The organism is Bradyrhizobium sp. BLXBL-01, assembly GCF_051853025.1.
Lineage (GTDB): Bacteria > Pseudomonadota > Alphaproteobacteria > Rhizobiales > Xanthobacteraceae > Bradyrhizobium.
In genome coordinates, this window is the sequence record NZ_CP182471.1 from 4,063,238 (window position 1) to 4,075,758 (window position 12,521).

Annotated in this window: 12 protein-coding genes; 6 read left to right on the plus strand and 6 right to left on the minus strand. The window is 64.4% G+C overall.

Annotated features, from left to right (window positions below; translation table 11 throughout):
• Window positions 1–119 precede the first annotated feature (119 nt).
• The 3 genes from ACNJYA_RS18865 to ACNJYA_RS18875 form a co-directional block, all read right to left on the minus strand.
• Entirely contained in the window at window positions 120–872 is a 753-nt protein-coding gene (locus ACNJYA_RS18865; RefSeq protein WP_172783704.1) for an outer membrane protein, read from the minus strand.
• A gap of 225 nt (window positions 873–1,097) precedes the next feature.
• A complete protein-coding gene (locus ACNJYA_RS18870; protein WP_172783705.1) occupies window positions 1,098–1,793 on the minus strand; it encodes an outer membrane protein in 696 nt (231 codons plus the stop codon).
• 241 nt (window positions 1,794–2,034) lie between these two features.
• A complete protein-coding gene (locus ACNJYA_RS18875) occupies window positions 2,035–2,835 on the minus strand; it encodes an outer membrane protein (RefSeq protein WP_172783706.1) in 801 nt (266 codons plus the stop codon).
• 438 nt (window positions 2,836–3,273) lie between these two features.
• On the opposite strand from ACNJYA_RS18875, the gene ACNJYA_RS18880 reads away from it, so the two are divergent.
• Window positions 3,274–3,768: a single-stranded DNA-binding protein gene (locus tag ACNJYA_RS18880; RefSeq protein ID WP_172783707.1), complete on the plus strand. Its 495-nt coding sequence runs from the start codon at window positions 3,274–3,276 to the stop codon at window positions 3,766–3,768.
• 356 nt (window positions 3,769–4,124) lie between these two features.
• On the plus strand, window positions 4,125–6,863 hold the full coding sequence (gyrA, locus tag ACNJYA_RS18885) for a DNA gyrase subunit A (RefSeq protein WP_439367366.1): 2,739 nt from the start codon (window positions 4,125–4,127) through the stop codon (window positions 6,861–6,863).
• A gap of 9 nt (window positions 6,864–6,872) precedes the next feature.
• On the opposite strand, the gene ACNJYA_RS18890 is transcribed toward gyrA, so the two are convergent.
• The 3 genes from ACNJYA_RS18890 to ACNJYA_RS18900 form a co-directional block, all read right to left on the minus strand.
• Window positions 6,873–7,832, minus strand: a complete 960-nt coding sequence (locus ACNJYA_RS18890; protein ID WP_439403375.1) for a phosphotransferase family protein — start codon at window positions 7,830–7,832, stop codon at window positions 6,873–6,875.
• Window positions 7,833–7,866: 34 nt separating this feature from the next.
• Window positions 7,867–9,720, minus strand: coding sequence for a potassium transporter Kup (locus ACNJYA_RS18895; RefSeq protein WP_439367489.1), 1,854 nt, complete (start codon window positions 9,718–9,720; stop codon window positions 7,867–7,869).
• A 207-nt stretch (window positions 9,721–9,927) separates the two neighbouring features.
• A complete protein-coding gene (locus tag ACNJYA_RS18900) occupies window positions 9,928–10,185 on the minus strand; it encodes a hypothetical protein (RefSeq protein WP_172783710.1) in 258 nt (85 codons plus the stop codon).
• Window positions 10,186–10,453: 268 nt separating this feature from the next.
• On the opposite strand from ACNJYA_RS18900, the gene coaD reads away from it, so the two are divergent.
• The 4 genes from coaD to ACNJYA_RS18920 are packed head-to-tail and all read left to right on the plus strand — an operon-like array spanning window position 10,454 to window position 12,446.
• Window positions 10,454–10,951, plus strand: coding sequence for a pantetheine-phosphate adenylyltransferase (coaD, locus tag ACNJYA_RS18905; RefSeq protein WP_172783711.1), 498 nt, complete (start codon window positions 10,454–10,456; stop codon window positions 10,949–10,951).
• A gap of 36 nt (window positions 10,952–10,987) precedes the next feature.
• Window positions 10,988–11,551 (plus strand): peptidylprolyl isomerase, encoded by a 564-nt coding sequence (locus ACNJYA_RS18910; RefSeq protein WP_439367370.1) that lies wholly within the window; start codon window positions 10,988–10,990, stop codon window positions 11,549–11,551.
• Between the two features lie 8 nt (window positions 11,552–11,559).
• Window positions 11,560–11,985: a hypothetical protein gene (locus ACNJYA_RS18915; protein ID WP_439367372.1), complete on the plus strand. Its 426-nt coding sequence runs from the start codon at window positions 11,560–11,562 to the stop codon at window positions 11,983–11,985.
• A complete protein-coding gene (locus ACNJYA_RS18920) occupies window positions 11,982–12,446 on the plus strand; it encodes a peptidylprolyl isomerase (RefSeq protein WP_018642141.1) in 465 nt (154 codons plus the stop codon). The genes ACNJYA_RS18915 and ACNJYA_RS18920 overlap by 4 nt, the downstream gene beginning before the upstream one ends.
• The last annotated feature ends 75 nt before the right edge of the window (window positions 12,447–12,521 follow it).

Consider the following 12,521-nt stretch of genomic DNA (forward strand, 5'->3'; position numbering starts at 1 on the left):
TTGTTGGCGCGCTGGCGGCATCTGGCAGCAGGAGCGCTGCGGAACCCCTGTCGGAACAGCCCGCCCAAAGCAAAAGGCCGGCGCGAGGCCGGCCTTTCGTGACGATGTGACTTGGAAGATCAGTACTTCGCGACGACCGGGCCGCCGAAGGTGTAGTTGAGGCGAACGGTGCCCATGTCGACATCCTGCTTGATGCGGTCGGTCCGGTCGTTGATGCCAAGCACCGTGAAATTGACGTTGCGGCCGCCCATGAACAAGTGGTCGTATTCGATCGCAACGGACCAGTTCGGTGCGAAACCGAATTCGATGCCGGTGCCGACTGCGCCGCCCCAGCGCGTCTCGCTCGCGCTATCGAAGACCACGCCGCCGAGAAGGCCGTCATACTTGGCGTGCGTGACCGCGGCGCCGCCCTTCACGTACCAGAGCACGTTATTCCAGGCGTAGCCGACCTGGCCGGTGAACAGGCCGAGGGCATCGATTCTGGTCTGATTGACCACGGGTGCGAAAGCGGCGAGCGGGCTCGCGTTCGATCCCTTCAGGTTGGCCCAGTCGCCTTGGGCTTCAAGGCCGAACACCCAGTTAGCCGACTGCCAACGATAACCGACCTGGCCGCCGACGAGACCGCCGGTCGCGTTGTGACAGCCTTCGGACACGACCGGGATTGCCACACCGAGCACGGCATTGAGATCCCAGCAATTGCGGCTCGATGCACCGCCGCCGTTGATGCCGAGGTAGAAGCCGCTCCAGTTGTACACCGCGATCGGCGCCACCGGAGCCTTGGCGTAGGGGCGGGCCGCCAAATCGGCCGCCGAGGCCGGTGCCAACGCGCTGAGTGCGAACAAACTGGCCGAAGCCAGCAAAAGCTTCTTCATATCCATTCCCCACTTCCGTTTCTCATTCCGGTCTTCCGGAGAGCGGAAGAGCAGCGGACCTCATGACTCAAGTAACGTCATTGCTTTACACCATTGAAGCCAAAAGTTGTGTCACCCGGCCGCCACATCCGTCCGAAAACGCGAACGAACGGGGCGGCCGCAACAAATACAAAAAGGCCGGCGCGAGGCCGGCCTTTCGTAACGCGGGTGCGTCAGAGACGAAGCTTAGTACTTCGCGACGACCGGGCCACCGAAGTGATAGTTCACGCCGACCTGCACGGTGTGAAGGTTGAGCGTGCCGGTGTTCACCGGAGCGCCGATACCCGAGAAGTAGGTCTCGCCGCCCAGGCTGCGATAGAGATACTCGCCCTTGACCGACCACTGCGGCGCGAAGAATGCCTCGACGCCAGCGCCGACCGTCCAACCGGAATGCCACTTGCTGTCCGAGACGCTTGCGAAGGGCGAGCTGACGGTGATCTTGTTGTCGATCCAGGCGTAGCCGCCCGTAGCGTAGAACAGCACGTTGTTGACGGCCCAACCGATACGGCCGCGCACAGTGCCGAGCGCATCAATGCGCGAGCTCGTGGTCACGGGAACGATAGCGCCGCCAAAGAGAACAGGGGTGGTCACCGAAGCATTGACATCAGCCCACGAGCCGTCGGCTTCCACGCCGAACACGACGTTGCCGGTCTGCCAGTTATAGCCGCCGGTGCCGCCGACGAAGCCACCCTTCATCCGCGGGTCGCCGGAACCGTTCTCCCAAGCGCCGCCGCCGACGATACCGAGGTAGAAGCCGGTCCAGTTGTAGACCGAGGCCACAGCCACCGGAGCCTTGGTGTAGGGGCGGGCTGCCAGATCAGCAGCCGAAGCGGGGGCCGCAAGAGCGAATACACAGGCCGAAGCCAACAAAACCTTTTTCATTTTCAACTTAATCCCAGTCCCAGTTTCTGTTGTTGCCTTCCGTCGCGGAAGGGCATCGGACTCAACGGCCCAACTGACGCCGTGTTTACACCACCAAAGCCGCAAGTTGTGTCTCCGAAAAGCCACAACAGTCGAAAAGGTGATGGTTGCTGACTCATTTACGTCCAGGCATCGTGCCGCAAAAAAGAAGGGCCGGCGCAGCGGGCCGGCCCTTGCATTCACTCACAAAATCAGAGGGATATCAGTACCTCGCGATCAGCGGGCCGCCGAAGCGATAATTCAACCGGACCAGGCCGATATCGACATCCTGGCTGATGCGATCGCTCCCGAACACGGCGCCCGCAGGCGTCGTGAAACCGATTGTGCGGTCGCCGAGGAAGATGTGGTTGTACTCGACGCCGAGCGTCCAGTTCGGAGCAAATCCGAATTCCAGGCCGGCGCCAACGGTGCCGCCCCAGCGGGTCTCGCGAGCCGACGCCAGCAGCGTGCCGGCGCCCGGCGTGCCGGCCGCGGCATAAACGTCGTACTTGTCCCCGACCACGGCGCCGCCGCCCTTGACGTAGAACAAGACGTTGTTCCAGGCGTAACCGACCTGGCCGGTGATCAGGCCGAAAGCATCGATGCGCGAGCGGTTGCGGTCACCGGTGACCAAAGCGCTTCCAGGGAAGACGGTGCTGACGTTGTCGCCCGAGAAGTCAGCCCAGTTACCCTGGCCTTCGACGCCGAACACCCAACTGGCCGACTGCCAGCGATAGCCGATCTGGCCACCGACAGTGCCACCGGTCGCGTTGTGGCATCCTTCACCGACGAAGGTACCGGGAACGCCGGTGACGACGCCGGTGGTGTCGAGGAAGTCCCAGCACTTGTGGCTCGTGCCGCCGCCGCCGTTGATGCCGATGTAGAAGCCGCTCCAGTCGTAAATCGCAGCGACCGCCGGAGCGGGAGCCTTGGTGTAGGGCCGCGCGGCAAGATCTGCCGCGCCTGCCGGAGCCGACAGCCCCAATGCCAGTACACTGATTGCGCCAAATAGAACCTTATTCATTGCAGTCTCCCCAGTTACGTCCGCTTCACGAAAGTCCCCGAAGCGGCTGATCAGGCGCGACGCCCATATGAACCAATTCCGAGGCAAAGGTAGCCTAAGGAAAGGGCAGAGTCCGTCTCCGGAATGCCACACTCGCGGCTCAACTGAGGTGGAACAACTTGATGAATGTTAAGCGGTTTTCGTCGTTCACGGGAACCCAAAAAAGTTCCATCGGAGTGCTGCTCTTTTCGTTGGCGGCCGGCCGAATGTTTGCTCTACCGCTATAAAGAACAAATCTGGAACAGATCTGAGCGCGATGCTATATGTGGGGATAACCCTGGGGGTGGCAGGCTGAGCGGTGCCCGCAAGCGTATAGGGTCGCCTCGACGGGCGCAGAGAAACGCGGGCAGCGGGATTGGCCCCTTTGAAATTCAGTGGCATTCGGAGTGGAGAGCGGCGATGGCGGGAAGCGTCAACAAGGTCATTCTGGTTGGAAATCTCGGCAAGGATCCTGAAATCCGCCGCACCCAGGACGGGCGGCCGATCGCGAATTTGAGCATCGCGACGTCGGAGACCTGGCGCGACAAGAACACCGGCGAGCGCAAGGAGAAGACCGAGTGGCATCGCGTCGTGATCTTCTCTGAGCCGCTTTGCAAGGTCGTCGAACAGTATCTGAAGAAGGGCGCGAAGGTTTACATCGAGGGTGCGCTGCAGACCCGCAAATGGACCGACCAGAGCGGCGTCGAGAAGTACTCGACGGAGGTCGTGCTCCAGGGCTTCAACTCGACGCTGACGATGCTGGACGGCCGCGGTGGCGGCGGCGGAGGCGGCAGCTTCGCCGACGAGCCGGGCGGCGATTTCGGCTCCTCCGGACCCGTGAGCAGCGCGCCGCGCCGTCCGGTTGCCGCTGGCGGCGGTCGCAACAGCGACATGGACGACGACATCCCGTTCTGAGCGGGCGGACCGCTCGGCCCGGTGAGGCGGCGATTTCGATCGCGCTTCCCGCATCGGGTCAGCAAACCTTACTAATTGGCTGGGCGGGCTCGGATTTTCCGGGCCCGCTTCATGTTTGGGGTGAGGTCCGTTGCGCAGCGGAAAGCTGGCTGACGGGGCGCCGCTTCCCTGGTGTTCAGGCCGGCGTTGCGGGTGGTTCTGGAGGGTCGATTCCGTGGCCGTCCAGGGCGCGGCTCTGAGGCCGTAAGTTATTGGAAAAATAAGCGGAAAAAGCGCTTTCCGAGCGGCTGCCAGGGTGGTTATCCGACCCCGGATGCGCTATATGATTCCCAGACAAAACCTCACCGGATTCCCCCTTGGCTGACGACGACAACAAGCCCGGCGACCAGCCGGCGCACCCCTCGGACATTCGCCCCGTTTCCATCTACGAGGAGATGAAGAAGTCCTACCTCGATTACGCCATGAGCGTGATCGTGGCGCGTGCGCTGCCCGATGCGCGCGACGGGTTGAAGCCGGTGCACCGCCGCATCCTGTTCGCGATGAACAATCGCGGCGACACCCCGGACAAGAAGCACAAGAAGTCCGCCGGTGCCGTCGGCGAGGTCATGGGTAAGTACCACCCCCATGGCGACCAGGCGATCTACGACGCCTTGGTGCGCATGGCGCAGGACTTCTCGATGCGCGCGCCCTTGATCGACGGCCAGGGCAATTTCGGCTCGGTCGACGGCGATCCGCCGGCGGCCATGCGCTACACCGAGTCGCGCCTGACCAAGATCGCGCTGAAGCTGCTCGAGGACATCGACGACGACACCGTCGACTTCCAGGACAATTACGACGGCTCCGAAAGAGAGCCGGTGGTTCTGCCGGCGCGGTTCCCGAACCTGCTCGTCAACGGCGCCGGCGGCATCGCGGTCGGCATGGCCACCAACATCCCGCCGCACAATCTCGGCGAGGTGATCGATGCCTGTGTCGCGCTGATCGACAATCCGGCGCTGACGATCGACGAGCTCAACGCCATCATCCCGGGCCCGGATTTCCCGACCGGCGGCATCATCCTCGGACGCCAGGGCATCCGCAGCGCCTATCATCTCGGCCGCGGCTCCATCGTGATGCGCGGCAAGGTCACCTTCGAGACGATCCGGAAAGAGCGCGAGGCGATCGTCATCACCGAGATCCCGTATCAGGTGAACAAGGCGACGATGGTCGAGCGCATCGCCGAGCTCTACAAGGAAAAGAAGATCGAGGGCATCTCCGACCTGCGCGACGAGTCCGACCGCGACGGCTACCGCGTCGTCGTCGAGCTCAAGCGCGATGCCGTGCCCGACGTCGTGCTGAACCAGCTCTACAAGTTCACGCCGCTGCAGACGAGCTTCGGCGTCAACGCCGTCGCGCTCGATAGCGGCCGTCCGCAGACCATGAACCTGAAGGACATGCTGACGATCTTCGTCGGCTTCCGCGAGCAGGTCGTCACCCGCCGGACGAAATACAAGCTGCGCAAGGCGCGCGAGCGCGCGCACGAGCAGGTCGGCCTGGCCATCGCGGTCGCCAACATCGACGAGATCATCAAGGTGATCCGGCACTCGCCGACGCCGGCTGCGGCGCGCGAGACCCTGATGACGCGCGACTGGGCCGCGCGCGACGTCGAGGACATCATCACGCTGATCGACGATCCCCGTCACCGCATCAACGAAGACGGGACGATCCGCCTCTCGCTGGAGCAGGCGAGGGCGATCCTCGAGCTGCGCCTGGCGCGCCTCACGGCGCTCGGCCGCGACGAGATCGGCGAGGAGCTGTCCAAGCTCGCCGGCGAGATCAGCGATTATCTCGACATCCTGCGCTCGCGCGCGCGCATCCTCGACATCATCAAGACCGAGCTTGCCGAGGTGAAGGCGGAGTTCGCAACGCCGCGCCGCACCGTGATCATGGAGCAGGAGGGCGAGGTCGAGGACGAGGATCTGATCCAGCGCGAGGACATGGTCGTCACGGTCTCGCATGCCGGCTACGTCAAGCGCGTGCCGCTGTCGGCCTACCGGGCCCAGCGCCGCGGCGGCAAGGGCCGCTCCGGCATGCAGACCCGCGACGAGGACTTCGTCAGCCGGCTCTTTGTCGCCTCGACGCATACTCCGGTGCTGTTCTTCTCCTCGCGCGGCCAGGTCTACAAGGAAAAAGTCTGGCGGCTGCCGATGGCCGCGCCGAACGCGCGCGGCAAGGCCATGATCAACATCCTGCCGCTGGAGCAGGGCGAGCGCATCACCACCATCATGCCGCTGCCCGAGGATGAATCGACCTGGGGCCAGCTCGACGTGATGTTCGCGACCACGGGCGGCAACGTCCGGCGCAACAAGCTGTCCGACTTCGTCGACGTGCGCCGCTCCGGCATCATCGCGATGAAGCTCGACGACAACGAGGCGATCGTCGACGTGCAGATCTGCACCGAGCGCGACGACGTGCTGCTGACCGCGGCCGGCGGCCAGTGCATCCGCTTCCCCGTCACCGACGTGCGCGTGTTCACCGGGCGCACCTCGATGGGCGTGCGCGGCATCGCGCTCGGCGAAGGCGACAAGGTGATTTCGCTGGCGATCCTGCGCCACGTCGACACCACCTCGGACGAGCGCTCGGCCTATTTGAAGATGCGCCGCGCGGTCGCGGGCGAAGCCGCCGCGGACGAGGCGCCGGCCGATGCCGAGGCCGAGGAGACCTCGGGCAGCTTCCAGCTCCCGCAGGAGCGCTATGTCGAGATGTCGGCGCAGGAGCAGGTCGTGCTGACCGTCTCCGTCAACGGCTACGGCAAGCGGACCTCGTCCTACGAGTACCGCACCACCGGCCGCGGCGGCAAAGGTATCGTCGCCATGAGCGTCAACAACCGCAACGGCAATCTCGTCGCCTCGTTTCCGGTGGAGGAGGCGGATCAGATCATGCTGGTCACCGACAAGGGCCAGCTGATCCGCTGCCCGGTCGAAGGCATCCGCATCGCCGGCCGCTCGACCCAAGGCGTGATCGTGTTCGACACTGCCGAGGACGAGCACGTCGTCTCGGTCGAGCACATCACGGAAGAGGCCGAGAGCGGCAACGGCGAGAACGGCAACGGGGCGTGATGCCCTGTTCTATGCAGCGCTCGCGAGCTCCTTGGTAAGATCGGCAAGCGCCTCGTGCTTGCCGATCTGTGCCATCCAGCACCATAGCTCCAGCGTGCAGTACATGCGGTAGAGATCGGGCGTCTCCTGCCAGTCAGGGCGCTCGATCTTGCCATAGCCCGCGAGCAATCCTTCTCGCTTCGGCGCGTCCTTCGCTGTGAAATAATAGATCGCCTTCGCGATATCCATCAGCGGATCACCGGACGTCGCATTCTCGAAATCGACGATGCCGGACAGGTGCGGATCGCCCTGCGACGTCACCAGGATATTTCCGGCGTGGAAGTCGTAATGGCACAGGCGAGGGACAACTGCCGCCTTCAACAGATGCTGGTGAGCCACAACGCTATCCCGGAGCCGCTCGGCAAGTGCGGGATCACCGCCCCGCACGCAGAACTCTTTCAGCTTCCTTTCGAGTTGCGCGGACATGTAGGCATGATTGCTCGGATATGCCGTCCACACCCCGTCGGGGCCGATATAGCCAAAACTGTCGAGGGCAATGTCATTGATCCTGCGGAGCGCCGCGCCCATCTCGGCGTAGATTTCGAACAGCTGTGCGTCTGTCAGCACCGCCTCTCGCCGGCCGAGCACCGTGCCGTCAAGCTTGGTCATCAGGACGTAGTTGAGGTCGATCACCGATCGCGTGTTGTCGGCGAACAGTACGCTGGGAACGGTTATGTCAAGGTCACGGAAAAGCCCAAGAACGTAGACTTCCTTTGCCATCTTCCACTGCAGCGATGCAGGGTAGGCCTTGAGGATGCAGGCTGGCGAATCCGCCAGCGCGACCTCAAGGACAGTACCGATCTCGCCGCCATGCAGTTCGGTGACGTCCAGCACCGACGCGTTCGGAGACATCCGACGGACGATTGACTGCACCTGATCGACCGAGATCGTCAGCCGAGGCTTCAGCTGCAGAGGCGGCTCGTTGAACATTTCGCACCTGTCTCATGCAGCCTGGCGAGCTTCCCTAAATCTCCAGCTCCGTCCCGAACTCCACCACCTGCTTGGTCGGCACGCCGAAGAACGCGGCCGAGCGTTCGGCGTTGCGCTGCAGGAAGGCGAACACGCCTTCGCGCCAGACCCACATGCCCGGGACGTCCTCGCGCGGGATGATGGTTTCGCGGCCGACGTAATAGGTGATCTCGGAGAGGTCGATGCCGGGCAGCTTGCCCTGCTGGCAAACGAGCTTCAGGCCTTCGTAGATCGTCGGGTTCTGCATGAAGCCGTAGTGCAGGATCGCGCGGGTGATGCCGGGAATGATCTCGATCACCTCGGCGCGTTCGTCGTCGGGAATGTGCGGGGATTCCTCGATCAGCACGGTGACCAGCAGCACGCGCTCGTGCAGCACGCGGTTGTGCTTGACGAACTGGGTGAGCGCGAGCGGCACGCCGCGCGGCGCCGAGGCCAGGAACACGGCGGTCCCGGGCAGCCTCGCATGGCACCTGTTGACCGCGGTCTCGATCAGATCCTCCTCGGGCTGGCGCAGCTGGCCGCGCGCGGCTTCGACCAGCCTCACGCCGGCGCGCCAGGTCAGCATCAGGAAGGCGACGAGGCCGGCGAGCAGCAATGGAAACCAGCCGCCCTCGAACAGCTTGATCGAATTGGCCGAGAAGAAGATCAGGTCGATGACGAAGAATGCCCCGTTCACGCCGGCCACCAGCCAGGGCGAATAGCCCCACTGGATCGCCACCAGCGCGGCGAGCAGCGTCGTGATGGCCATCAGCAGCGACACGGCGATGCCATAGGCGCCGGCGAGCGCGTCCGAGGTGCCGAAGCTCAGCACCGCCCCGAGGGTTGCCGCAGCGAGCAGCCAGTTCACCAGCGGCACGTAGATCTGGCCAATCGCGTCGCTGGTGGTGTGGCGGATCTGCATGCGCGGCAGGAAGCCGAGCTGGATCGACTGCTGGGTCAGCGAGAACACGCCGGAGATGATCGCCTGCGAGGCGATCACGGTCGCGACCGCCGAGAAGGCGACCAGCGGATAGTGCAGGGCGTCCGGGCAAAGCTGGAAGAACGGATTCTCGATCATGGTGGGATCGGTGATCAAGAGCGCGGCCTGGCCGAAATAGTTCAGCACCAGCGCGGGCAGGCAGATCGCGAACCAGGCGAGCCGGATCGGCAAGCGGCCGAAATGGCCCATGTCGGCATACATGGCCTCGCCCCCGGTCACCGCGAGAAAGGCGGCGCCGAGAATGGCGAAGGAGACGTGAAAATCCTGGTGGATCAGGAAATTGAACGCATAAAACGGGCTGAGCGCGGCCAGCACCGCCGGCGCCTTGACGATGCCGTGGATGCCGAGCGCGGCGAGCACGACGAACCAGGCCAGCATCACCGGGCCGAAGATGCGGCCGATGAAGCCGGTGCCCTGCTTCTGCATCATGAACAGCCCGATCAGGATGGCGACGGTGACGGGCACGACCACCGGTGCGAGCGAGGGGGCATCGACCTTGAGGCCCTCGATGGCGCTGAGCACGGAGATCGCCGGTGTGATCGCGCCGTCGCCATAGAGCAGGGCCGCGCCGACGAGACCGACGACGAGGAGATGCGCACGCCAGGTGCCGGCTTGCGCGTTACGCGCGTGGAGCAGAGCCAGGAGGGCGACGATGCCGCCTTCGCCGCGGTTGTCCGCGCGCAGGATCAGCAGTGCATATTTCAGCGAGATGATCAGGAGCAGCGCCCACAGGATCAGCGAGGCAACCCCCAGGACAGCGTCGTGAGTGAGTGTACCGCCATGGGCAGCCGCCTTGGCGGCTTCCTTCAGGGCGTAGAGGGGACTGGTGCCGATATCGCCGTAGACCACGCCGAGGGCGCCCATGGTCATGGCAACCGGCAGTGCATCAGGGTGGTGGCCGGAGGCAACTGCAGGTGTGCTGGACAACGGCAAATCCCCCAATGGAATCGCGCCCGGCGGGCCATTCCGACGGGCGCGAGCATGACGCAGTCTGCGACGAGACGTCGCAAATAGCCATGGGATTTATCTTGGGGTTTATCTTGAGGGACCTTCCTGACGCGAAACTGACAGATCCGACTACGGCGTGCGGTCGGCGGTCACGAGGCGCGCCTCCCGGACATTGGCCTTGCTGCCGGCGCGGCGCAGGCAGGACGCCTCGAAATTCGGCCAGGCCTGCTGCGAGCAGTCACGGCCGACGGTGCGGATATCGAGCCGGTCGCTCTTGGCCAGCGGCTGCGGCACGCTGGCTTCGACCGTCGGGGCAAAGCCGGGCAGGAGGGTGAGGGCCGCGGCAACACACGCAGACAGAGCGATCGCTGAAAGAGCCTTGATCATTGACAGTCCCCTGTGATGCGGCCGCCTGCGCCCAGCATGCGACCCGTCGTTCGTTGGCCGGATTAGTAACCATGGCCAGTTTCCGGACGTCTTCGCGGGCGCCGGAAATGGTTTCGTTCGCGGTCCGTTTTGTTTCGTGGCTACCCGCAGGACGAAACAAACCGGCCGTTGCCGACGTCTGGGGAGACATCTACGTGTGACTGGACCGGAAACGGACAAGGAACCTGCCCGGCTTGCCGGCCCGGGCCGGGCGCGGTAGGACGGGGCCATGCCGCGCATTGCCTTCTACCCAGGTTCCTTCGACCCCATCACCAACGGCCATCTGGACGTGGTCCGGCACAGCGTTTCCTTGTGCGACAGGCTTGTGGTCGCAATCGGGGTGCACCCCGGCAAGAAGCCGCTGTTCTCGACCGAGGAGCGGTTGAAGATGCTCGAGGACGTCTGCGGCCCGATCGCGGCCCAGGCCGGCTGCGTGCTCGAGGCGACGACGTTTGACGATCTGTCGGTCACCGCGGCGCGCAAGCATGGCGCGACCATCATGATCCGGGGCCTGCGCGACGGCAGCGACCTCGACTACGAAATGCAGCTCGCCGGCATGAACGAGGCCATGGCGCCCGAGGTGCATACGGTCTTCCTGCCGGCCTCTCCCATGGTCCGCCCGATCACCGCCACTTTGGTGCGCCAGATCGCCGGCATGGGCGGGGACGTCTCGGCCTTCGTCCCGCCGCAGGTCGCGGCACAGCTCAAGGCCAAATTCGCCGGATAACGGCGCGCTTCCTTCTCTTTCTGATCCGGAGTTGTCATGATCCGAATTCTCGCAGTTCTTGCCGCGCTTCTGTTCGCGGTGCCGGCGGCGGCACAGCAATTGCCGGCAAATCTCGACAAGGCCAATGCCATCGTCATCGACAGCACCAAGGGCCGCATCGTCATCAAGCTCAGGACCGACATCGCGCCCCAGCATGCCGAACGCATCAAGCAGCTCGCGCGCGAAGGCTTCTACAACAACGTGCCGTTCCACCGCGTCATGGATGGCTTCATGGCGCAGACGGGCGATGGCCAGAACGGCAACGGCACCGGCGGCTCGAAATATGCGAACCTGAAGCAGGAATTCTCCAAGGTGCATTTTGCCCGCGGCATCGTCGGCATGGCCCGGCGCGGCGACAGCGTCGACAGCGCCAACTCGCAATTCTTCATCATGTTCGCCGACGGCGGCAGCCTCGACGGCCAGTACACCGTGATCGGCGAGGTCGTGCAGGGCATGGACGTCGTCGACAAGCTGAAGAAGGCGCCCCCCGGCTCGCCCGGCGGCTCCGTCACCGATCCCGACAAGATGGTGAAGGTGCAGGTCGCCTCCGACGTCAAATAGGCGCGGCCATGGCGCGCCGCGGTGGCAGGCTCCTGCTGATTGCCGCGATGCTGCTGCTCGGCACCTCCCGTGCCGCCGCGGAGGCCGCCCGGGTCGACACGATCCAGGACATCTTCCGGCACCTGCGCACCTGCTGGAGACCGCCGTCGCCGGCCAGGGCGCGCCCCCTCGACATCACCGTCGTCGTGAGCTTTAACCGGGCCGGAAACATTCTGGGCCATCCGAGGATTACCTATGAATCCGCGGAGGCCTCCGACAATGACCGGCTGCAATACCGGATCGCGGTGATGGAGGCGTTGCAACGCTGCACGCCGGTGCCATTTACCGATGCAATGGCCGGTGCCGCCGCGGGGCGACCATTCGCGATCCAGTTCCGCAGCCGCAAAACGTCACCCGACAAGACTTCACCCCCAACGCAAGAGAGACGAGCATGAGCGTCACCGAAAACACCCTGATCCTCGAGACCACGCAGGGCCCCGTCACCATCGAGATGCGGCCCGACCTCGCGCCGGGCCACGTCGCGCGCATCAAGGAGCTGGTCCGCGAGGGTTTTTACGACGGCATCGTGTTCCACCGCGTGATCGAGGGCTTCATGGCGCAGACCGGCTGCCCGCACGGCACCGGCACCGGCGGCTCGGGCAAGAAGCTGAAGGCCGAGTTCAACAAGGAGCCGCATGTGCGCGGCACCGCCTCGATGGCCCGCGCCGCCAATCCCGATTCCGGCGACAGCCAGTTCTTCATCTGCTTCGACGACGCCCGCTTCCTCGACAACCAGTACACGGTGTGGGGCAAGGTCACCGAGGGCATGGAGAACGTCGACAAGATCAAGCGCGGCGAGCCGGTGCAGAACCCCGACAAGATCGTCAAGGCGCGGATGGCCGCGGACAAGGAGTAAGCGCGGTCCTGTCATCGCCCGCGCAGGCGGGCGATCCAGTACTCACGATCGTTGTCGTAACTACCACTGGCGGTT

What these genes read in the sequence shown, in the direction of transcription:
- ACNJYA_RS18890 (WP_439403375.1), bottom strand. Translation starts at nt 7,832, where the DNA reads ATGTTCAACGAGCCGCCTCTGCAGCTGAAGCCTCGGCTGACGATCTCG.
- ACNJYA_RS18910 (WP_439367370.1), top strand. Translation starts at nt 10,988, where the DNA reads ATGATCCGAATTCTCGCAGTTCTTGCCGCGCTTCTGTTCGCGGTGCCG.
- ACNJYA_RS18875 (WP_172783706.1), bottom strand. Translation starts at nt 2,835, where the DNA reads ATGAATAAGGTTCTATTTGGCGCAATCAGTGTACTGGCATTGGGGCTG.
- coaD (WP_172783711.1), top strand. Translation starts at nt 10,454, where the DNA reads ATGCCGCGCATTGCCTTCTACCCAGGTTCCTTCGACCCCATCACCAAC.
- ACNJYA_RS18915 (WP_439367372.1), top strand. Translation starts at nt 11,560, where the DNA reads ATGGCGCGCCGCGGTGGCAGGCTCCTGCTGATTGCCGCGATGCTGCTG.
- ACNJYA_RS18865 (WP_172783704.1), bottom strand. Translation starts at nt 872, where the DNA reads ATGAAGAAGCTTTTGCTGGCTTCGGCCAGTTTGTTCGCACTCAGCGCG.
- ACNJYA_RS18895 (WP_439367489.1), bottom strand. Translation starts at nt 9,720, where the DNA reads ATGACCATGGGCGCCCTCGGCGTGGTCTACGGCGATATCGGCACCAGT.
- ACNJYA_RS18880 (WP_172783707.1), top strand. Translation starts at nt 3,274, where the DNA reads ATGGCGGGAAGCGTCAACAAGGTCATTCTGGTTGGAAATCTCGGCAAG.
- ACNJYA_RS18920 (WP_018642141.1), top strand. Translation starts at nt 11,982, where the DNA reads ATGAGCGTCACCGAAAACACCCTGATCCTCGAGACCACGCAGGGCCCC.
- ACNJYA_RS18870 (WP_172783705.1), bottom strand. Translation starts at nt 1,793, where the DNA reads ATGAAAAAGGTTTTGTTGGCTTCGGCCTGTGTATTCGCTCTTGCGGCC.
- ACNJYA_RS18900 (WP_172783710.1), bottom strand. Translation starts at nt 10,185, where the DNA reads ATGATCAAGGCTCTTTCAGCGATCGCTCTGTCTGCGTGTGTTGCCGCG.